Origin of the sequence: Ktedonobacter robiniae, assembly GCF_016587375.1 — a bacterium.
Taxonomy (GTDB): Bacteria; Chloroflexota; Ktedonobacteria; order Ktedonobacterales; family Ktedonobacteraceae; genus Ktedonobacter; species Ktedonobacter robiniae.
In genome coordinates, this window is sequence record NZ_BNJG01000001.1 from 2,029,900 (window position 1) to 2,050,964 (window position 21,065).

At 50.0% G+C, this 21,065-nt stretch carries 16 protein-coding genes and 1 tRNA gene; 5 read left to right on the forward strand and 12 right to left on the reverse strand.

Annotated features, from left to right (window positions below; translation table 11 throughout):
* Window positions 1-205: 205 nt before the first annotated feature.
* A complete protein-coding gene (locus tag JMJ04_RS08510) occupies window positions 206-415 on the forward strand; it encodes a hypothetical protein (RefSeq protein WP_201370108.1) in 210 nt (69 codons plus the stop codon).
* A gap of 373 nt (window positions 416-788) precedes the next feature.
* On the opposite strand, the gene JMJ04_RS48395 is transcribed toward JMJ04_RS08510, so the two are convergent.
* The 5 genes from JMJ04_RS48395 to JMJ04_RS08535 all read right to left on the reverse strand — a co-directional run bounded on the left by JMJ04_RS48395 (window position 789) and on the right by JMJ04_RS08535 (window position 7,187).
* Window positions 789-1,121, reverse strand: coding sequence for an NUDIX hydrolase (locus JMJ04_RS48395; RefSeq protein ID WP_201370109.1), 333 nt, complete (start codon window positions 1,119-1,121; stop codon window positions 789-791).
* Entirely contained in the window at window positions 1,033-1,278 is a 246-nt protein-coding gene (locus JMJ04_RS48635; protein ID WP_201370110.1) for an NUDIX hydrolase, read from the reverse strand. The genes JMJ04_RS48395 and JMJ04_RS48635 overlap by 89 nt, the downstream gene beginning before the upstream one ends.
* Window positions 1,279-1,415: 137 nt before the next feature.
* The gene (locus tag JMJ04_RS08525) at window positions 1,416-4,421 is read right to left on the reverse strand and encodes a hypothetical protein (RefSeq protein WP_201370111.1); all 3,006 of its coding nucleotides are present in this window, start codon (window positions 4,419-4,421) and stop codon (window positions 1,416-1,418) included.
* A 444-nt stretch (window positions 4,422-4,865) separates the two neighbouring features.
* A complete protein-coding gene (gene rho, locus JMJ04_RS08530) occupies window positions 4,866-6,134 on the reverse strand; it encodes a transcription termination factor Rho (protein ID WP_201370112.1) in 1,269 nt (422 codons plus the stop codon).
* 528 nt (window positions 6,135-6,662) lie between these two features.
* Window positions 6,663-7,187 carry a hypothetical protein gene (locus JMJ04_RS08535; RefSeq protein WP_201370113.1) on the reverse strand — a complete coding sequence of 175 codons (525 nt, stop codon included), beginning with the start codon at window positions 7,185-7,187 and terminating at the stop codon, window positions 6,663-6,665.
* A gap of 519 nt (window positions 7,188-7,706) precedes the next feature.
* On the opposite strand from JMJ04_RS08535, the gene JMJ04_RS08540 reads away from it, so the two are divergent.
* The 3 genes from JMJ04_RS08540 (at window position 7,707) to JMJ04_RS08550 (ending at window position 10,220) form a co-directional block, all read left to right on the forward strand.
* Entirely contained in the window at window positions 7,707-8,159 is a 453-nt protein-coding gene (locus tag JMJ04_RS08540) for a hypothetical protein (protein ID WP_201370114.1), read from the forward strand.
* Window positions 8,160-8,585: 426 nt separating this feature from the next.
* Complete coding sequence (locus JMJ04_RS08545) at window positions 8,586-9,068, forward strand: FtsB family cell division protein (protein WP_201370115.1); 483 nt, start codon at window positions 8,586-8,588, stop codon at window positions 9,066-9,068.
* Window positions 9,069-9,440: 372 nt separating this feature from the next.
* Window positions 9,441-10,220, forward strand: coding sequence for a gamma-glutamyl-gamma-aminobutyrate hydrolase family protein (locus JMJ04_RS08550; protein WP_007912885.1), 780 nt, complete (start codon window positions 9,441-9,443; stop codon window positions 10,218-10,220).
* Window positions 10,221-10,564: 344 nt separating this feature from the next.
* Here the strand turns inward: JMJ04_RS08550 and JMJ04_RS08555 are convergent, their stop codons facing one another.
* The 5 genes from JMJ04_RS08555 to JMJ04_RS08575 form a co-directional block, all read right to left on the reverse strand.
* Window positions 10,565-11,662 carry a BMP family lipoprotein gene (locus JMJ04_RS08555; RefSeq protein ID WP_201370116.1) on the reverse strand — a complete coding sequence of 366 codons (1,098 nt, stop codon included), beginning with the start codon at window positions 11,660-11,662 and terminating at the stop codon, window positions 10,565-10,567.
* A 350-nt stretch (window positions 11,663-12,012) separates the two neighbouring features.
* A complete protein-coding gene (locus tag JMJ04_RS08560; protein WP_201370117.1) occupies window positions 12,013-14,766 on the reverse strand; it encodes an NYN domain-containing protein in 2,754 nt (917 codons plus the stop codon).
* Between the two features lie 530 nt (window positions 14,767-15,296).
* Window positions 15,297-16,058, reverse strand: coding sequence for a CDP-alcohol phosphatidyltransferase family protein (locus JMJ04_RS08565; protein ID WP_201370118.1), 762 nt, complete (start codon window positions 16,056-16,058; stop codon window positions 15,297-15,299).
* 438 nt (window positions 16,059-16,496) lie between these two features.
* Complete coding sequence (locus tag JMJ04_RS08570; protein ID WP_201370119.1) at window positions 16,497-17,360, reverse strand: PHP domain-containing protein; 864 nt, start codon at window positions 17,358-17,360, stop codon at window positions 16,497-16,499.
* Window positions 17,361-17,623: 263 nt separating this feature from the next.
* Window positions 17,624-18,025: an ArsR/SmtB family transcription factor gene (locus JMJ04_RS08575; protein WP_201370120.1), complete on the reverse strand. Its 402-nt coding sequence runs from the start codon at window positions 18,023-18,025 to the stop codon at window positions 17,624-17,626.
* 323 nt (window positions 18,026-18,348) lie between these two features.
* Here JMJ04_RS08575 and JMJ04_RS08580 point away from each other — a divergent pair, with 323 nt between their 5' ends.
* A complete protein-coding gene (locus JMJ04_RS08580; RefSeq protein ID WP_201370121.1) occupies window positions 18,349-19,257 on the forward strand; it encodes an LLM class flavin-dependent oxidoreductase in 909 nt (302 codons plus the stop codon).
* A gap of 48 nt (window positions 19,258-19,305) precedes the next feature.
* On the opposite strand, the gene JMJ04_RS08585 is transcribed toward JMJ04_RS08580, so the two are convergent.
* Both JMJ04_RS08585 and JMJ04_RS08590 read right to left on the reverse strand, forming a co-directional pair.
* Window positions 19,306-19,380, reverse strand: a tRNA-Lys gene (locus tag JMJ04_RS08585).
* Between the two features lie 163 nt (window positions 19,381-19,543).
* A complete protein-coding gene (locus JMJ04_RS08590; RefSeq protein WP_201370122.1) occupies window positions 19,544-21,031 on the reverse strand; it encodes a sensor histidine kinase in 1,488 nt (495 codons plus the stop codon).
* Window positions 21,032-21,065 lie beyond the last annotated feature (34 nt).

Here is a 21,065-nt window from a genome sequence, read left to right on the forward strand (position 1 = left end):
AAAAGGGCTTACCTAGGTAGAAAACTTCTAAGAAATTTCATGATCACATAAGCATAATAACCGAAAAAAATCAAAAAATCAAGGAAAATATTGTTAAAAACCGGTTTTTGTGGTATTCTGATAAAGAACAGTGATGTGTTGCCCCTCCTGTTGACAGAAACCGCCATTTGTCGCAAAATACGGTTAATATTTGTCAGGAGGCCATATGGAGACCTTAGACCAACTGCGTAAGCGTGCGGGCTTGCAAGTCAAGGAACTAACGGAATTAGCTGATGTTTCAGAAACTTCCTATCGCAAGATGGTGAGGGGTGAAGCTGTAGGCGAAGTGCTTGTTTATCGTGTATTGCGCGTTTTATCTGAACGCCTTAAGCGCGAACTAACGCCTGATAATGTGAGTGGGCTAAACCTTTTGTAGGTTTCGCTTGTATTTGAAGCTAAATAATACTAGCTACATGCACCACCTTTGAAAAAGTGGTGCATGTACAATCAGAAGTAAAAAGCATAATCTACGTTAAAACGTCTAAGATGGAGTGGCAAGCAATACCAAATATACGCACTTATTGGCCCTAGAGATAACACAATACGATATGTTAGTATAAGCGATGATACTCAATACAGATTTGTCACTCTTCACAAACAGTGGTCATTTTTTCGTCACAGTCAATGGCACTCTTTTTCCCTAGAGAAGGTTGGCCTAGGTAATAAAATGGCCCAGCGTCGCGCAGGCTGGGCCATTTTAAGCAAACGCCCCTCGGTTGAGGGGGACGCAGATGCAAAGTGAATTATTTTTATGAGCCGTGAGTATCAAAATATGCCCGGGAGTCACCACGCCAGACACGAAACGCTTCCGGGATACGTGTCGCATGACCCGGATCAAGATCATCAGGCAAAATATCCTCGGCGAACCAGCCCATTTCTTTTATCTCGTTAGCATACGTGGGAGGATCAATGCGCTCAACGCCAGGTTTGAGACGACAGAGAAAGAGGAAGTGGTAGAGTTGAGCATTTGATACTGTGCCACAGAGACGAGAGTCATGTACTCCGACCAGGACAACAGGCTCGCAGGCCAGTCTCCTCCAGCGCCTCGCGAACCGCGCCCTGAGCCGGAGTTTCTCCCACATCTAAGCCACCATCCGGCATCGCCCAGCGCAAAAATCTTTCCCTGCGCGATCTTGCACGTATCGGTGCGCAAGCGAAACCAGCGATCCTCATAACTGATACTGCTCGCAATGATGTGCAGGGCGCTACATCCTTTGGTATACTGCTTTTCCTCTCCATTTTGTACTTTACTCCTCCACTTGTTGGGAAAAGAAAGCACCGTGTCCTCTCAGAAGGCACTTTGTAGAGCTTTTATTGTAGCATAGTTGCTTGTGAGGTTTCGATGTATTTTCGCTTGCATGTGTTTAATAACTGGATCAATTCAATGGTTCAGATTCTAACTGTGAAATTAATATTTTTTGTCCAGAGGCATTTATGGTATAAAAGCCTATTGGCTCTTCTCTCCAGAACTCCTGATATTCGCCCTCGTATTTCTTCTGATCCTGAAAAAATGATACTACGCTTCTAATAGAGATATATTCTTTGCCATATGTGCGAATAAGATTCGCGATCTCTTTTGCTTGTAGCGGCCCAAGGCCAACACGGAATGCGATTTCTAATGCCCAAAGGATCCGAATAACATATGAAATTTTCTTTGTTTTTAGGCCTTTGGGCAGTGATCCCAAAGATTGAACTGCATCTAGGATAACCTGCTCGTAGTCAATAGTCTCATCTTCAAATAAAGGCATCTGAAAGGGAGATTCTTTTGAAGTGTTCTGTATTGTCCAGCTTTTATCGTAAGTCTGCAGGTCCGAGTAGTTAGAATAAAATTCATCCAATAGCTCCTCGGAGTTTTCTAGTGATTTACGTTTATTTGCTTGAATAAAACTTAAGTTGCTAAAATTTTCTCCAAATACTTTTCGTTCAACAAGGCTATTTATAACTTGTGCCCAGTCCTTATTAGTTTGGCGAATATTATTGGCTTGAACTTCTTCTAGCCATGACCATTTTAGGTAATCTATGAAGGTTTCTCTCGCATCGGTAGCTTGTAAAGTATCATCATACCCACTTGTTTGTGCATCAAAAGTATCTCTCAGGCATTCAATATAACGTTTTGCAAATTCTTCATTGTACCAAATCATATCTTCTCCAACTCGCGTTTGATAGTAGCGGTTAGAAACTAGCTTTTGCAAGTAGTAATATCCTTTTGCTGAAAGTGCAATTTTTGTATCAGCAGGCAGAGGATCTGGAATTTCACTTCTCATCTCTGTAATAGAGGTTGCAGGTAAGCTTGGCGAGATAAGTAGGCCAGCATATAACAACTTGAGTGTAGCGTTATTTACGTGATGACTTTGATAGCCAAGAAAAACAAGATCACTTTTTATCTTTTCGTACTTTACCGAGTATCTTGAGGATGTATAGTTAACCTTCAAGCTAAGATACGCTAGTATTCTTAGCATTAAAAAATGGCTAACCTTTTCAAAACGATCAACGGAAAAAATATTAAAAACATCCGACTTTTTCTCCTCAAACCACCAACCATCAGTTAGCATAAGGGCTTGGAGGAAACGATTGTTCTCAAGTTCATAATTAAACTTAAAATCTAAATTTAATGGTGTAACCTCTTTACACTTATCATAAAATTCATGAAAAGTAGCATGAGACGAAGTATAATAGTTGGCTAGCATAGCAAGCCCGTATCGGATGTTATTTAGACTGAAAGCTGTAATAAACAGCCTTATAAAGTCATCTTCTTGAAGAAGAAGATGTTTTATATGCAAGTTTAAGAGATTTATGAGTTGAAAATAAGGCTTAAATAACTTAGGAAGCTCACCGCTATTTGTGATCCTATCTATGTACTTTCTTCGTTTGGAGATAATCTGTCGGAATTCAGGAGATTTCAATTGAAAGACAATATCTGTACTTCGAACATCTAAAAAACCCGCCTCTTGGGCTTCTAGGAAAGTATCTTGACGAAGGGTAATTAAAGTAACACACTTTGCATCATTACATAACTGATGAGCAAAAGAGTAAATAAATTGCTGATAAGAATCCGAACCTCTGTCTACATTGTCAAATGCAACCCAAACTTTATACCGTTTTTTTCGAGCAAATCTAATATAACCAACCAAGTGATCATATTTATCATTACTTAGGCCATATAAGTAATCTTCTTCCTCTAAACTATATTTGTCTGGATCCTTTTGAAATAAAATCTGCTTTTGTTTTTTGAAACGACCTAGTCTATCTGCAAAGCATCCTCTTAATACGGCTGGAGCATAAGGATCCAATTTGTCTTGAAATTGTTGTGCTAAACTCGTCAAGACTTTATCCGCCAGTCGTTGCTCCTCTTCACGTCCCTGTGAAATATTGGCTATTGCATCATTAATAAGGTTCACTATTGTACAAATATGTTGTTTGGGTCTATCAAACTTAACAAAACGATGGACAAAGGTACTTTTACCAGCGCCAACATTCCCGACAAGAAGGATTGTCTTGGGGTTACCAGAATCAGATTGTATTTCTAATTCGTTTTCTAAAGTTGTCTGGTCAACTTCCTCCATAGAGAGATCAGACTCTTCAATTACAGCATCATATTGTAAAATTTGTTGCAACTCACGTGAAAATTCATTTAACTCATAGCTATCAACATAGCACTGCTGCAACATTTTGCTTTGACCTGGTTGAGTTATATCTGCCATGAAATTATTAAAAAATGCTCTAATAATTTGTTTTTGCTGTATTTGCTTAGTTTCAGGTATAGAGTCTATAAAATCTCGTGGATGTATTGCAACCGTTGGCTCTATAAGCATCATTTTTCCAAAATGTTCTTCAAGGCTGTTATTTTTAATAGCCTCACGAGAAAGCAATCCATAGAACTCTCCAAATTTATTACGGATGTCCTTTAAAGAGTGAAACACAAGGGATTTGAGTTTTCCCCATTCTTCACCAAGCTTAAAGCAAGGCATTACAATCCAAATCTCTCCAGTAGTTGCCAAGGCATATGGTATTCCGCAATGAATACAGTAATTTATACACTGATCTAAGAGCATTTTCATTTCTGGTCCATAGTTGTTAAAGAGAAAGGAGTTAGCATATTGGCGACTTTGAATATTTTTAGGAAGAGGATTAACTGCTCCTACACGTTTCGCTTCAACTATCAAGCGTGGCTGGCCATCTATAGTTAAGCGGTAATCAGTGTAACTTTTAATAGTTGTTACTTGCTCCGGTTCATATTCATCTTTAGACCAACCTAAAATGCTTAAAACTTCATCTATAATCAGTAGTCTTGTCTTTGCTTCATTGGCACCCTGTAACTTACGAATGACTTCGCTTTCAACTAAAAGGTTCATCTTTGCCGCAGCATCCTCTACTATAGACATTGCATTACCTTTCTATCCAAACCTTTATTCTTCATAAATCAAGAATACTATTATCTAGCTTATCGTTTAAGGCGCCTTAAATTAATGTTAGATGTGATAGTTAATATAATATTACACGCCTATACAGTCAAGGTGCATCTAAAAGGTTAAATGATAATTACGTTTGAAAGTAAAAAGAAGCTGTCAGTAAGTACCAGATCAGAACCCATGTAAGTAGGTTTCAAATCAAGGAAGATACGAAGGGAGCAAAAAATACAGCGCTCCACCATCTGGACCGCTCAAAGCGATGAGACGAGAGAAGACCAGTTCTGCTAGCTGGTATCCTACTCGTTGTGGTTCTACTAGCATTTAGTATGCTATGCCAAACCACCAATCAAGCGCAAGAGCAAGGTGAAGCGCTGTATACATCAGGGAATATGCGATTGTGAAGCAGTCAAACGACTGTTACGAGATGCTCCCTTTGAGGGTCGCCAGGAACTCCATGTTATTGCCTGTCTTCGACATATGCTGCAAGAGAGCCTCCATGGCCTCCAGACCCGTACGACCGGGCTGATCGGACAGGGTCGCGAACATGCGGCGCATAACCACAACAGCGCGCAGTGTCTTCTCGTCGAGCAGGAGTTCTTCGCGGCGAGTGCTGGAGAGGGAGATGTCGATGGCGGGGAAGATGCGGCGTTCGGCAAGTTTACGATTCAGGACGAGCTCCATATTGCCGGTACCTTTGAACTCTTCGTAGATCACATCGTCCATACGGCTGCCTGTATCAACCAGACAGGTACCGATAATGGTCAGGCTACCACCCTCTTCAATCTTACGGGCGGCACCGAAGAAGCGCTTGGGGGGGAAGAGCGCGCTGGGATCGAGACCACCAGAGAGGGTACGTCCACTTGGCTGTACAGCCAGGTTATAGGCGCGACTCAGGCGTGTGATACTATCAAGCAGAACGACGACATCGCGTCCACCTTCCACCAGGCGCTTGGCCCGTTCGAGCACCATCTCAGCCACGCGTGTATGCGCCTCGGTTGGCTCATCGAAAGTTGAGCTAATGACCTCGGCCTTCACGGAACGCTTCATATCCGTGACTTCCTCAGGGCGCTCACCAATCAGGGCGATCATCAAATGCACATCGTCATAGTTCGCGGTGATGGAATTGGCGATGGACTTGAGGAGCATGGTTTTACCGGCTTTAGGAGGGGAGACGATCAGGCCGCGCTGTCCACGACCGATGGGGGAAACAAGGTTGATGATGCGTCCGGAGATGTTGGAAGCACCCGTCTCGAGGTTGAACATCTCTCGTGGGGAGATCGGCGTCAGAACCTCGAAGTGGGGTCGCCGTTTAGCGACTTCCGGATCGACACCGTTGATCGCCTCCACGCGCAACAGGCCATAATACTTCTCGTTATCCTTGGGTGGGCGAACCTGGCCTGACACCATATCACCGGTACGCAGGCCAAAGCGGCGAATCTGCGATTGCGAGACATAGACATCCATATTCCCGGGCAAGAAGCGCTCTTGACGGAGGAAGCCAAAGCCATCTTCAACGATCTCCAATACCCCTGCGCTAAAGATGTTGCCTTGCTGTTCAGTGTTGGCCTGGAGGAGTCGGAAAACGAGGTCTTGTTTCTTGAGGGTGCTGTAGCCGGAGAGTTCGAGGTCGCGAGCGATATCACGTAACTCCGGCAGCGTTTTAACTTCTAACTCTGCAATGTTCACGGTATGTAGGGCGGCGAAGCATTCAATTGCTTGAGGAAAGCGCCCCTTCTCCTTTCTGGGTTGAACCTAGATGAAATTGGTGGGAAAGAAACAAAGCTTTTAATGGAAACAAAGCTTTTAATGAAAGTACAATCATGAGGGAAGAGCAGACCTCCCCTGTAAAGCGTGGTTGTGGCATCGGGTAGCTTTGATGAAGTAAGAGGTGCCAGCTAATGGTCCAAAGAGCATGTACGACTTCTCAACACATAGCCATCGTTGGCGTGTAAAATTTTGGAATTTGCACTTGGAATTTGTATTTGAATTTGTGTGCCTGAAATTTGCTTGGACCTGGTTGTTCACCAATGGTGGCGTGGCACACATCTTTGGAGCTAGCATGAATATATCATATGGTATAAAGAGATGTCAAGAGCTGGAGTACATATCTACCTTCACATCCACTGGAGCAGTGATCAAGGTTGATTGCCAGGATCAGGAGTGTAGAAGAGAAAAGGGAGAAAGGATATCAACAGCAGCTACACTCACAGAGGACTAGCGCGACCTACGACCACGACGCGCAGAATAGCGCGCACTCAGCCAGCTCACCCAGCCAGCTTTCTGTTGCTTATCATAAAAGGGATACCACTCTTTGTCAATCCACTCATTACAAAGGTATAGCTGTTCACCCAGCGAGCGCTGCTCTAGCTCTTTATCAACGACGCTATTAGCGTGAGGATGCTGATATAGGCGCGGACGTGGAGAACCGAAGCCGTGTACATAGTGCACCAGTTCATGCGCAATTGTCGTGATTAGCACACATTCTGGCACTTGCGCAACCTGGAGCAAGGAATTAATGCCAATGAAGGATGTGTTCTCATCTAGCGTCATACGAATCACCCCCAGGCGCGTCTTCCAGGGATAACAGTAGGCAATACAAACCTCGTTGACAGGTTGAATATCAGCAAAATAACTCTTCCAGATATGCTCAAGGTACACATTTATATCCCGCTCAGGAGAAAACATGCTTACATCATTTATATAATTTATGGCAGGAGATGTCGCGGTCATTGAGAGCATTTAGGGACTCCTTAGGATGGTAACACACTAGGTACTTTAAGACTAGTATAGCAGCACTGCTCTAATTGTGAACATAAGTTTTTATATCTGTAAGAGGTAACCTATCAGGACTTCTCGCCATTACATGGCTCGCAGGGGTATAGGATGTGCGGTGGAGATGGGTCGGCTTCGCCGACCCATCTCCACCGCACATCCTATACCCCTGCGAAGCGTCGCAGACGCTGAGAACACCATGTCTAACAAGAGCTCATCATGACTTTAGTCTTAAGGGAAAGTAGGGGACTTTCGAAGTGTGCGGATGGCAAGGGGAGAGTAAGGACAGCCAGAGAAAAGGGCGTGGTCTTCACCCTGAAAATCCTTGAGTCAAAAGCTTAAAGGCAGATTGTAGAAAATTAGATTCCACTTAAAGCTGCAAAAAGTGCGCCAAATCTGGCCAATATTGGCAAGTTTTTCGTCATATTTCCGATACTTCTACTCGTATAGAGAATAGATGTGTAGTAGGAATAAGGAGGAGACACAATGTCCTGTACATTGAGCAGCACAATCGAAGCCATTGAAATGCCCCTGTGGTCTCAAGAAATTCCGGCCACATCAGAGGCAGCATATAAGAGATATGAGACAGCGCCTATGGTTGCGATCGCGCCAGTACCTGCCACCAGGATTTCTCCTACAACCGACAAATTGAGTGAAGAAGAGCTTCACAGCTCATTTGAGGAAGCGCTGGAAGAGCGCATCAACTCTGGAGAAATGCGCCGCATCAGCGCCTTGCTCGAGGAGCTGCCTTCTTCTCACCCATTGCCCCACACTGGGCCGCTGGCACCGAAACAGATGGTGCCATCCGAGTTGCAGAAGTTACTCTCCACCCTGGGAACACTAAGCGCGAAGAGCTATGCCTTGCTCATCGGCTTCGGACTCCTGTGTGTGCTGCTTGGCTTCGATCTCCTGGGTCTCCTCCTCCTCACGACACGCTAGTCGCCGGTGTGTAGGGGAAAGCGGCCCTCCTGCCATAGAATAGGGATAGCGCTTTTTCCCTCCTCCTTCTCTCGCTTCTGGAAATACTTTCGGTCCGTGAGACGTTGTAGTATATATAGTAGTGTTATTTCCTGAGTAGGTAGTGTGACTGACAGGGTCCACCACACATCACCTACCCAGGCAAACATCGCAGATGCGAGAAGTCAAGCTAAAACTTGCACCACTAAATTTCAGCAAATTCTAATAACCATTCGATACAAAGCTTACCTGCAAGCAAGTCTTTTCCCAGGCGCATAGAGGCTCAAACATAGCCTTCATATCATGGGACCGACAAAATGCTACTTCTAGCGCGTTTATTTCGTATTAAGTATTAAAGGCAAGGGCGCAGGTAGTTACGCGGCGTCTCGCCGATTGAGAGGAGCGATTGTGCAGCGACGATCAAGGAAGCCACAATTTCCTGCACGCCCCGAGGAGAGTTACGGTCATGTGACCTCCGCCATAGGTCTGGAGGAGACCTTCGGTCACCAACGGGCCAGGAGGCAGTCTCTCTTCAAGCAAACGCTGATGTGGATTACGGGGCTGATCTGCGCGGTGCTCCTGCTAGGGACCCTGGCTCAGGCCTGGTCCAATAGCCAGTTGACGCGGACGGTACAGAGCGAGCAACTGCGCTTGCAGTCCCTGCAACAGCGCAATGACCAGCTCAAAAAAGACGTAAACAAATATAAAGATCCAGCCGTAATCGAAAGTGAAGCCAGGCAGCAGTTAGGCTATGTACGTCCAGGCGAGAAGCCAGTTGTGGTCGTACAAGCTGATACGACAACCACAACCAGGACAGCATCCACCAGGACCACGAAGAGTGACTCAGGCTACTGGCTGGAGTGGTTGCAGGCCCTCTTTGGCAATGGCTAAGCCATCTCGATAAGCCAAAGGTCCTCTTGTAAGCGTCCAATTCTTGACATTACTTGTATGATAAATGTATAACATCTGTATAGAAATGTCATAACAAGCTTAAACGTCAGGTAACAACAGATGAAGCAGCAGCGTGTTCTTGCGACAAAATTTACCCTTATGATTATTCAGCTCCAGCATTGGCTGGAGCTTACAGGGTTTGTAGTAAGAACATTGCGTTTCGTGGAATGAGGAAGTAGCAGCTACCCGCTAGCGAAACGCACAAACGCAAGTTTGGTGTTTCGCTTTTTTTATTATCTTTCTTGCGGATCTTTTCACCGCAATCATCAATGTGAACGAGTTTGAACACATTTAGAAAGGCAGTAACTGGTAATGCGTCCATTAATCGGTATACCTTGTCATGCAGGCGTGGGGGCTGAGTCGGATCGGCCCATATTCTACAACAACATAGCATACATACGGGCAGTGGAAGCAGCGGGTGGCGTCCCTATTCTCATCCCTATTCTTGACGATCTCGCTGGCCTCCAGACACTTCTGCCTCGCCTTGATGGCTTGTTACTCTCAGGTGGAATCGACCTGCATCCACGTCACTATAATGAAGAGCCACATCCTATGCTGGGAAAAACCAATCCGCAACTCGATGATTTGGAGCTGGAACTGGTCCGCTGGGTTGTGCGGGAGAATCTTCCCACAATCGGTATTTGCCGTGGTATGCAGATGTTGAACGTGGCCCTGGGTGGCAGCCTCTACCAGGATCTGGAGGCGCAATATCCCCAGAGCTTGAAGCATCCTAACTGGGAGTTACCGCGCAATCAGATCGTCCACCGCATCAACGTTCAGGAGGAGAGCCGCATGGCTACTATCCTGGGCAAGTATGATCTGGGCGTCAATAGCCTACATCACCAGGCGGTGAAAGAGCCTGGTTCCGGGGTCATCATCAGTGGACGGGCAGAGGATGGTGTGGCGGAGTTATTGGAGATACCTGATCATCGCTTTATGCTCGCGGCCCAGTGTCATCCCGAAGAAATCTGGAATGATGAGCCAGCATGGAAAAATCTCTTTGGAGCCTTTATTGAGGAATGCTCTCAGCCTGTAGTCAAGCAGCTTCATGCCATGGATACAGTACTCGAGGTTAGTGCCAGGACGGCCTAAGGATTTTTGACCCATGAGAGACGCCTGTACGTCTGAAGTCAGGGATTACGCCCTTCTTTATCTTCACTCGCACACACGTTTACCTGAGCCTACCACTTATGCGAAAACCAACGCCACTCTCGTGGCTAGCGCTCCGCGCTCAGGTTTTCTGATAAGGCCTACAGTAAAATTGATAATAAACAAAACTATGCCAATGTTGTCATACTTGATTCTTATGCCGAAATCCAACGTCGCTCTCGCGACTAGCACTTCGTGCTCAGGATTTCGGATAGGTAGACACTAAAAAGTCGAAAGCGGCCACCCAGAGTAGAGTAACCGCTTTCGACTTTTGCGTTTGATCGTGTTTATTTGTCCGCAGGAATGTCAGCAGGCGGCGTCAGCGTGCCGCTCTTGATCATCTGCGCGAACTCGTCGGCCTTGGCCTTGGCGTCGGCAGGAACATCGCTCGAAGGCGTCGCATACCCAACACCATCCTGCTTCAGGTCGAAGACGGGAGGAGTGTTGGTGTACTGGTTCTTCGAGAAGTTGACAATCGTGCTGTAGACAGCGGTATCAACACGCTTGAGAGCGCTGGTGATGACATCGCTGTGCAGGTAACCCTGGTCGGCGTCGACACCAATACCATACACGCCCTTCTGGTTGGCGGCGTCCAGTGCGCCAATACCACAACCACCAGCGACCTGGAAGACGATGTCCGACTTCTGCTGGTCGATCTGGGTCAGGGCCATATCTTTACACTTGGCGACGTTGGCGAAATCCTGGGAGAAGCCAACCACAACTTTGACCTTGGGATCGACCTTCTGCGCGCAGTACTTGTAGCCCGCGATGTAGTGGTTCACGGGAGGGATCGCCTGGCCACCAACCGCGCTAATGACATTTGAACCGGAGAGCTTGGGCAGCTTGCTCTTGCCATCAAGCTCCATCTGGCCCGCCATCGCACCTACGAGACAACCCGCCTCCTGCTCTTTGAAGAAGAGCGGCGCGACGTTTGGCAGGGTGGTGCAGTCAGACTGACCTGGAGCCGTGGCACAGCCATCAATGATAGCGAACTTTTTGTTGGGGAACTGCTTGGCCACCTGGTAGATAGGGGTCTGCATCAGGAAGCCAACGGCGAAGATGAGGTCAGCAGCCTGGGCAGCCTGGGTCAGGTTTGAGACGTAGTCGTTCTGTGATGTCGACTGGATGACGCGCTCGTCGAAGTTCAACTCTTTCTTGGCTTTGGTATAACCAACATATGAGAGGTGGTTAAAACCATTATCGTTCAGGCCACCAATGTCGGTTACCAGGGAGACCTTGATGGGGGCAGTGGTGTTACCACTATTAGAATTGTTACCACCATTTGAGCTACCACCACAAGCAGAGAGTACCATGGCCACGAGCGAGAGTAGCAGAGTAATCTGGACGAACCAGCCATACTTACCACGCAAATACGGGCGACGCATTCGATAGGGTCCTTTCTCCTCTATAGATAGAGAAATATAAAAATGTGAACATAGCAACCAGTTATCACAGGTGGCTTGTACGATCACAAAATCGTCACATATAGATCCACTAATATAGAACTGGTATTCCTCAGTTTTTGAAGGGTGAAAAATGACCCGTACCAGGACATCTCTCCCCTGCTTATTCCCACACTCGCGCCCAGGGAGAGCGTGAATGCTTTTTTATTGCCTGCCAGTTACGTAGTATAGCATTCTTATTGCTGTGAAGCAAAAAAATGCACCCTGAATCAGCACGAAAAAATGGCAGGGTTAAAAACCGCTGCCATTTTAACATATTTTCTCTGAGATTACTACGAGCGAATTTCTTCGAGCAACGAGAGGTTGACAAAGAGATCGCAGCTCTGGCGTAGAGTAGCAGACATCGCCTCATCAAAGGCGGCCACTTCAACGCGCACACCATGATCGGAGCAGTAGTCGAGCATAGGCATAAAGTCACTGTCACCACTGACCAGCACAATGCAGTCGACCGCGCGCCCCTCAACCAGGCGTACGACATCCATACACAGGTCGAGGTCCAGGTCGGCCTTTTTCGCACCACTGGAGAAGGTCTTGTAGTTCTTAGTGGTAATGCGATAGCCCAGACCCTTCACGGCCTGCAAGAACATCTGCTCATCACCGGCCTGGGGACTGGTGGGACAATAGGCCTGTGCACGCACCAGGCGGCGATTACCGCGCAGGAAGTCCAGCAGCTTGCCAAAGTCAACCGACATGCGCAGGGTACGCGCTGAGTAGAGCAGGTTGGCCACGTCGACGAAGACGCCTACGCGCTCGGTCGAGGGGAAAGGAGGCAGGGTGACCGAGACATTGGTGGGAGCCTGCGCTTGACGGCGCATCTCTGTCACCAGGCGGTCTGACTGCAACTGCAAGGCCTGCACTATCGAGTTGGTAAAGTGATTAAACGCGGCGGCGCTGGGCATACCCTCCTGGCCACGACCCGAGCCAGACGTTGAGACCGGGTAGGAAGGCGTGCGCTGAACCTCGGCACGGGCAATAGTGCGTCCTCCATCGCGGCTCACGACACTGCCACGCGCGGGCGAGGGATCAGGTCCCATAAATGGGCCGGGCAGATCGCCGCCATGATTCATCTGGTTGATCGTGTAGCCCGACACGATGGAATATGCCATCCCTGAAGGAGACTGAGGCAATGAGCTCATTGGTGTCGCGAGTTCATTGCTCTGTCCACGCGCGGGCGCGGTTGGCTGCGCTAGCGCTGGTGCGGGTGTTGGCTCTGAAGGCGTTGGAGTAACCGGCGCGCTTGTGCTACCTGTCGTAGGGCGATGGCGACGACGACGACGTGAAGATGCCGCCTTCTGCAATTCAGAATATTCCAGGGGTGGCAGATCTTCAGGCGCGATCTCCTCGACGGCCGCCGCCAGAGTTGTATATGTTGGTGTATTATCCGAGTTTGGCGCTACAGGGGATGTTGCCATAGTGCTTGTCACTTCTTTCTGGCGCTCATGCCCCCGACGACGCCCATTCTCTTTGGCGGGTGGCGTCGCTGTTTCGGAGGCAGTAGAATCCTGATTAGCTTTCTTGCTTGTCTGTACTTCGCGACCCGTTGCGGTCTCCGCAGCTTTCGGCGCCACTTCTGGCTGGGCTTCAGCTTCAACCGGGCGGATCTCCGGAGTCTCTTTGGTCTCTTTAGGCTCTTCGGCACTCATGGCTGGAGCTGAAGGGACCGTCCCGTTGAGGGCACTGGGCGCGCCACTGGTGGCAGGCGCCGGCTTAGCCGCTGCTGCTTTTGAGGCAGAGGGACGGTCGAAGCGATAACGACGTGCGGGACGTGGCGGTGTGCTCTCAGCAGGCGCGGGCGCAGCTTCGGGCTGGGCCTCGGCTTCAGGCTGGACTGGAGCTTCAGCCTCATTTGAGGCGACTTTCTCCTTTTCGCGCTCCTCGCGCAGGTGACGGACGCTATGACGAGGGAAGCGAATGCGCGAGGCCGGGCGCAAGAGAGGTGAGACCGCCCGCTCTTTTACTGGCTGAGCGGCGCCCTCCTCTTCGCTCTTCTCCGACTCCACATTTTTCTTCTCTTCGCTCTCGCTCATGCTTGTAGGTACCTCTTCTGTCGTGCGCTCAGGCACTGTCTCCTGCGTGTCAGCAGGGCTAGAAATCGTCTCGTCCAAACGCTCAGGCCCGGCAACGGGAGTAGAGCTAGCCGCCTCTTCTCCTGCTACCATATCCTGGCTCGCTTCCTGCTCCTGCCCAGTCTGCGTACGCTCCACCTGGCGCTGAGCCAGGGGTGAAAGTAGCGCGAAGGCCTCTAGCTGCGACTCACGTAGCGAGGCATCAAAGCGCGCCTGGGCCTCGGCCTGGCGAAATTCTTCAATGAAAGAGGTAAAGGAACGAACCTCGTCTTCCTTTGACGGATGTAGCGAGGCAAAGCTTTCCTGACCAAATGGAGACAATTTCTCCTCGATGGCCTGGACATCTACTTCAATCACCGTCGGGGCCTGAGACTCAGGCGTCTCGGCCTCGCTGGAGCCTACTACAGGCAGCGGCTCTTGCTCAGGTGTCGTGGGTGCCTCCTGCGCCTGCTCTTCTGTCGCACGCGGGGCTTCGACCGTCTCCTCTTGAGCAGGGATCTCCGCATCAGCCGGTTGCGTTACCTCGGCGCGATTTGTGTCCGTCTCCGAGAGTGTCGGTAGCTCCTTCTGAGAAGCATCGGCAACGCTTTCGGCCTTCTCGGCAATGGGTGCAGCCTCTTCCTGCTCGTGTGCGGACGAGGCGGTGCTCAGCTCAGGGGATGATGCAGATGCAGAAACCTCACTTGATGTGGGCAAAGATGCCTCAGTATCAGTGGAGGAAGATGCTACTGGAGTTGTAGGCTCTTCAGCCTGCTGCTGAGCCTCCTCCTCAACATGCTGCTCCTGAGAAACAGTGTCAGCAACGACAGGAAAGGAGGGACCTGTCACAGCCTCGGCCTCAGAAGAAGTGGCGGTTTCAGATGCGGTCGGCTCAACCGTTGAGTTGGGGTCTGACGGATGCTCTACAATGTTCGCATCAACGTCATTGTGATCATCAGAATGAGAATGTTTTGTTGTCACTAAGATCTCCAGTCTCAGTCACTACGGACAGAGCACAGGGAATCATCATAGGAAGCACGACCGAGGGATGTGGGCGAAACACTGCACGATGGCTTCTAATGGGAAGGCTAGATAAGCCTATCAGCCCTGAGGCAGATGCTTATCAACAAAGGCCTCTAGAAGTATCTCAATCAGATGCAGTTTCACAACCTACCTGGTGCGTCATCAGCATTTATGCGATTGTGCGTAAGCGAATATACTACCTATTTGAAAACCTGAGCGTGTGAGCGCTAGTCACGCGAGCGGCGCTGTCCCCCGCATGGGGAGTTGGTTTTCGCATAAGAAGGTACCAGGGCGAAGTGAAGATCTTTTCTGATGAATCATCGTAGTCAAGTCTCCGCCCTCCATCAACTCTTAGCAGTCCTGCCCTATGGAATGATGTTTACGAACAAAGCACGCAGGCCTTCACCATAAGTGTACACAGCCTCGTGTTATACACGCATGTGTTCTCTGTACTCTAATCCGATCTCGCAAAGTCTATGCCGTTAGAATCATTCGTGTTTTATGCCCTCATTGAGAGGCGAAACGCTCGAGGGCAAGGGACGAGGGTTCGATTGAACGTTTTTGTCCGTCCCCGTGTTCAAGGTTGTATAAGGTATCGAATGACGCTGTTCGGGTTTACTGGTATCGTGTTGCTCATGAGATTGCTGTCGGGACGATTGCGCGACCTGAGCATGTGCGGACCGGCGAACAGACAGCCAGACCGCGAGCATCCGCTCTATAGCGGTTACATTTGAGAGTACCGCGAGCAGGGCCAGCGCCCAGATACCAGTACCAGTAATAAGACCTAAAGCCAGTAGGATGACACGTTCCGGGCGAGCCAGAAGTCCGACCTTGCACTCGATACCCAGGCCTTCAGCGCGTGCTTTTGTGTAACTGACCATCAGCGATCCGACAACAGAAACAAAAATCAGAGTCACCATCCAGCCTTGCTCAAAGGGAGCAGGCCAGACCACGTCATGTACATTGGGATGCTGTAACGCATAGATGAGCAATCCCAGGAGAATGATACTCTCTGAATAGCGGTCGATGGTCGAATCGAGAAAAGCGCCAAAGGTGGTCGCGGCATTTTGGACGCGGGCCATTGCCCCGTCAAACATGTCAAAAATGCCCGCAAACAGCACCAGCCATCCCCCAAGTACCAGTGATCCCTGCGCAATGACTACTGCGGTAAGAATACTCAGCACCAGTCCAATGCCGGTCAACATATTGGGGGTGACACCCGAGCGGGCCAGGGGTTGTACGATGTACATTACCAGTTGCCTGGCTCGTTGCTGTATGCGCCTACTAAACATATGTCTATTGTATCATACTTCGCCCCGATGGGACTAGCTCTTTTTGGTAGAAGATGGGTTTTCTCTAAAAAATGGTTGTCAAGCAGACAAATTTCCTATGCAGCATGGCTGGGGAGAACCTGGCTAGCAGCCATGGCTGACAGGTTCCGCGCTTTCTCGTCTCGGCTAGGTACATAGAGGGAAGAAAGCCGCTCCTTCGTATCTTGCTTAACCGCCAAAAAGTCTTAGGAGAAAAGTTTATCCCTCTGCAAGCAGGACAGTTCTATAGCAACAGTCAATAAGCGGCCTATTATAGCAGAAACTTGTGAGCAGCACCAGGGCGTAGCTCCTAGTAGCCGCGTGCGCCAGAAGCGGGCTCCTGGAGCCCGCTTCTGGCGCACGCGGCTACTATTTTGTTTAGGCGATTTGCGCGATATCGGTATTGATTCGTTCGCGACGGGCCTCGCGCCCTTGCTTGCTCATCAGGTAGCGTACCCATTGCGCGTACGCCCCTACATTCCAGAGCTTGCCGCCAGGGGCCGTCTGACCCGCCAGGATCATCGTGCGCAGGTCGGCCGCGTTTTCGCCCTCAAACCAGGTTACGCCGCTAGCGATGGCGCTCAAGGAGTGCGCGTCGCTATTGCCCAGTTCGGGCAGGCCATAGCGCTGGCGATTGATGCTCATAGCGACGCCATTGGCATAGATGCCACAAAAGCTGGCGTTCCAGGTCTCTGCGCCGTCGAACCAGACGTCTTGCGCGGCGTGGATACGATCCATGACGGTACGTTGACAGCTATGGCGGAAGAAGCGATGCAGGGGGTGCGCAATAATTGCCAGCCCACCCTGTTCGTGAATCAGATCGATGCTCCGCTCCATGCTCAAACCGGCGGGAATACGCTTCTCGATAAAGAGGCCTAGCAGGTGCCCCTCTTTCGTGGTCACCTCTTCGCCAACAATAAAGTCGAAGCGGTATGATCCCTCGCGCCAGAGGTCACGTGCGCGCAACGATCCCTCAATCACATCATGATCGGTGATCGCGATGACATCTAGATCGGTGTTATGCTCGACATGTTGGAGTATCTGCTCAATCGTCGCGCTACCATCGCTATAAGTACTATGCATGTGGACGTCGGCTTTGCCATGTTTGCCAGCGGCCTGCGCCTGCTGCAATGTCATTTGTTTGCGGCGCGCCAGCTCTGCGGTCCCAAGCGAGGCAATAGTGTTGCTATTAAGTGCTTTGTTCTCATTGCCAGTGCCATTGTAACCATCACGAGTAACCATGTAGCTCCTTCTATACCTTTCATATCACAAGTGCATACGTACCGATTATCTCACTACAGACAGTACCATGAATGCGTTAAGTTTCCCTCTTAAGACAAGGTAAAATGCGCAAAGTTTTTGTAATATCAGGTAAATTTTGTTAAAAAATTTCCTCTTCTGCGCATACTCAACCTCGGAAAAAGCTCTGGGAAACGCACGTTATGCCGAAGCAAGGGTGGCATATCTGTATGATGTTGTCGAAACGTAGAGTTTTTTAAATGCATCTAGTCATTCATGCTCGCGTCGGCCTCGATGAGAGCACTCCCTACGGGAAGCACCTCTAGAATCTGAGAGGGATCTACTAACCGTCCCAGGCGCTCAAGACACTGCTGAAAACGCGAGTGATTTAAAGAACAATACACCTGGCGACCCGTACGGCGCGTCTGAATCAGGCCCGCACGACGCAATTTACGCAGATGCCATGAGACCAATGGCTGACTGATGTTGAGCATTGCGGTCAGGTCGGTCACCGAAATCTCAGGCTGGCGGGCCAGGTGATAGACGATGGTGAGTCGAGCGACGCCACCCAGGGCTTTCGTCATCATTTTTAGATCGCGCCAGTCTTCCATAAACTGCCTATCGCTCTCCAGAGAAGTTGCTTCTCTTTCATCAACACTTACGACCAACTAGCTCTCCTCCTAAACTATATTATCGGCTAGGAGAGGTCCAGCCTTAACATATAAAGCTTTATTTATATTTTATCCATCTCTCTCCCACATGTCAAGGTATCTATCAATATTTCTTTATGTATCAACAAGGGACTTCTCTGTTTTATGCCCTGAGCTGCCGCCTGCGGCGGCAAGAGAAAAAAGAAGTTGGGACACCCCAATCCCCGCCAGAGGCGCTGCCCTGGGCCCCGTTTGTCATGCCTTTTTAGGACTCCTGGGTTCGCACAATGACTGCTCTGGCTGCTAGAATGAGTATATATTCTGTTAGAAGGAGTATCTTCATGAAAATAGGTGTAGCACTTCCTATCGCCGAGCGAGAAGGGCAACAGGTGGGGTACGACGAGATCCGCGCCCTGGCGCTCCAGGCAGAGGACGAGGGACTAGATTCTATCTGGTTCTATGATCATTTGCTCTTCCGCTCGCAGGGGGAACCTACGCGTGGCATCTGGGAATGTTGGACACTTTTGAGTGCGTTGGCCGAAGCGACAAAGCGTGCCGAGTTAGGTACTTTAGTCCTATGCACTGCCTTTCGTAATCCAGCGTTGCTGGCGAAGATGGCGGTGACGCTTGATGCTGTCAGCAAAGGTCGCCTGATTCTGGGGCTGGGCGCAGGCTGGCATCAGCCTGAGTTCGATGCCTTTGGCCTTCCTTTTGACCACCTAGCTGGTCGCTTTGAGGAGGCACTGAGCATCATTGTTCCACTGGTGCGCGAGGGGAAGGTCAATTTCGAGGGTAAGTACTATAGCGCCAAAGAGTGCGAGATGGCGCCCGGAAATATTCGCGCCGGTGGGCCACCTATTTTGATTGGCGCCTCGCGACCGCGTATGCTGGAACTTACGGCGCGTCACGCTGATCTCTGGAATACTTGCTGGCTGGGCCCTGTGGCAGCCCTTGCTCCACGCCTGGCACCTCTTGAGGAGGCTCGCCAGAAGGTGGGACGTGAGGCCGGCAAGCCAGGGGTGACCGTTGGCGTGTCCGTCCATATTCTGGCGGCAGGGGAAGAGGTTCCGGCCGCAGTTGATCGTGAACGCGTTATTGTGGGCACGGTTGAGGAAGTTGGGCAGGCCCTGTACGACTATCAGCAGGCAGGCGCGGTTCATTTGATCTGCGCGCTGCGCGAGAATACCAGCCAGGCATACACCCGGTTGGCCCAGGCCGCGCAATACTGCCGCAAGCTACAAGCTCAGTAAAGCCTCGGCAACGACAAAAAACCCGCTTCTCGTGAGAAGCGGGTCTCCTGGTGGGTGACCAGGGAGTCGAACCCTGAACCTGTCGATTAAGAGTCGAATGCTCTGCCATTGAGCTAGTCACCCGTGCGACGCCATTAATACTACCACAGGTCATATACGAAGTCAAGCATTCTGCCAATGAATTTTTTATGATTGGAAAAAAAGATCTGTATGGTTGGCTGGCGGGCTGCGCCCACCAGCCAACCATACAGATCTTTTTTTCCAATTGACCCCCGATTTTGCGCTACTATGTCAGAGCAGGCGTGAGGGCTTTCTCGGCCATGGGGAGGGAGAAGCTGATACGTGTTCCCTCGCCGGGTGTGCTCCTGGCCCAGACCTTGCCCCCGTGGGCGGTGATGATCGCACGCACGATGGAGAGGCCCAGGCCGCTACCACCAGTAGTGCCTGTGCGCGAGCGGTCGGCACGATAGAAGCGCTCGAAGATGTGCGGCAGGTCTGCCGAGTCAATGCCCACACCCGTATCCTCGATCCAAACCTCCACAGACTGCCCCGATTCTCCAGGGTGCGCCCCAACCGTTATCGTCCCCCCTACTGGGGTATGACGGCGCGCGTTATCCAATAAATTCAACAAAACCTGGGTAACGCGATCACTATCGGCCTGTACCAGGGGTACATCGTCCCGTGTTTCGTTATGGACAACAATGCCCGCGTGCTCACACTCTGGCTCGATAACGGCTAAGGTCTCCGCTATGAGCTCATGGAGCGAGAGTGGGGCCAGGTCAAGCCGCGTCCGACCAGACTCCAGGGAGGTCATCTGTTGTAGATCTGCTACCATACGACGCAAGCGCTGTACCTCTCGCCCAATACGTTGCGCAGTCTCCTGGCGCGCAGCCGGATCCTGGATCATATCGTCGGCCAGGGCCTCGCTAAAGCCCTGGATAGCTGTCAGAGGGGTGGCCAGGTCATGGGCGATATTGGCGAGCAGCTCTCGGCGCGCCTGCTCCTGGCGTCGTAACTCATTAACATCGGATTCAATAGTATCGGCCATTTCATTGAAGGTCTGCGCCAAAAGCCCCAGTTCATCCTGGGCCGCAGGGACGGGCACACGCTGGGCATATTTCCCCTGCTTCATCTGTTCCGCGGCGAGGGTCAGCCATTTGAGGGGCCGCGTCATGCTGCGCGTGAGCAGGAGGCTAAAGAGCAGGACCAGGCTGCCCACAATCAGCGCCGTCAGCTCGATTGAACTATTGATGCGATTGATTAGGGCATCCGAGTCTGCCTTGGGATCAGAGATAAACAGGGCACCAATGATCTGTCCATTAATCCTCATGGGAACACTGATATAGATTGACAGGAAGGAGCCTTTGGCAGTGGAGACGTTTAAGTAGCCATCATCCTCCTGTCCGTTTAGCGATTTGTGCAGAGCGTTACCGAGCGTGGGATCTTTACAAGAAACGAAGCCGTAAGGCTGAAAACATACAATATCCTGCCCACTGGCATCCACAATTTTCTGAATCTCAGGCTCACTAGAGACCAGGGTGCCATATTTATTGCCCCAAGTATAGCCCTGCTGGCGGTATTTATTCTCGTAATAGCCAGCAAAATAGATGGCCTTCTGACGGAGGTTGTCGTGCTGGGCCTCGCGATAAAAACTTTGAATCGCCAGCGAGATCACGATGGAGAGAATCAGGATCGCGCCAATGGTCACAAGCAATAGACTAAGCGTAAGCTTGGTGCGTAGACCAACTTGTGTGATATCGAAAGGCCTCTTCATGCTTCACCTTACCTGCCTGCATCCAAATACCCAG

Coding starts and splice junctions, on each gene's coding strand:
- JMJ04_RS08535 (WP_201370113.1), bottom strand. CDS start 7,187: ATGCTCTCAATGACCGCGACATCTCCTGCCATAAATTATATAAATGAT.
- JMJ04_RS48635 (WP_201370110.1), bottom strand. CDS start 1,278: ATGGAGAGGAAAAGCAGTATACCAAAGGATGTAGCGCCCTGCACATCA.
- JMJ04_RS08510 (WP_201370108.1), top strand. CDS start 206: ATGGAGACCTTAGACCAACTGCGTAAGCGTGCGGGCTTGCAAGTCAAG.
- JMJ04_RS08540 (WP_201370114.1), top strand. CDS start 7,707: ATGTCCTGTACATTGAGCAGCACAATCGAAGCCATTGAAATGCCCCTG.
- JMJ04_RS08550 (WP_007912885.1), top strand. CDS start 9,441: ATGCGTCCATTAATCGGTATACCTTGTCATGCAGGCGTGGGGGCTGAG.
- JMJ04_RS48395 (WP_201370109.1), bottom strand. CDS start 1,121: ATGTGGGAGAAACTCCGGCTCAGGGCGCGGTTCGCGAGGCGCTGGAGG.
- JMJ04_RS08555 (WP_201370116.1), bottom strand. CDS start 11,662: ATGCGTCGCCCGTATTTGCGTGGTAAGTATGGCTGGTTCGTCCAGATT.
- JMJ04_RS08570 (WP_201370119.1), bottom strand. CDS start 17,360: ATGGTTACTCGTGATGGTTACAATGGCACTGGCAATGAGAACAAAGCA.
- JMJ04_RS08590 (WP_201370122.1), bottom strand. CDS start 21,031: ATGAAGAGGCCTTTCGATATCACACAAGTTGGTCTACGCACCAAGCTT.
- JMJ04_RS08525 (WP_201370111.1), bottom strand. CDS start 4,421: ATGTCTATAGTAGAGGATGCTGCGGCAAAGATGAACCTTTTAGTTGAA.
- JMJ04_RS08565 (WP_201370118.1), bottom strand. CDS start 16,058: ATGTACATCGTACAACCCCTGGCCCGCTCGGGTGTCACCCCCAATATG.
- JMJ04_RS08580 (WP_201370121.1), top strand. CDS start 18,349: ATGAAAATAGGTGTAGCACTTCCTATCGCCGAGCGAGAAGGGCAACAG.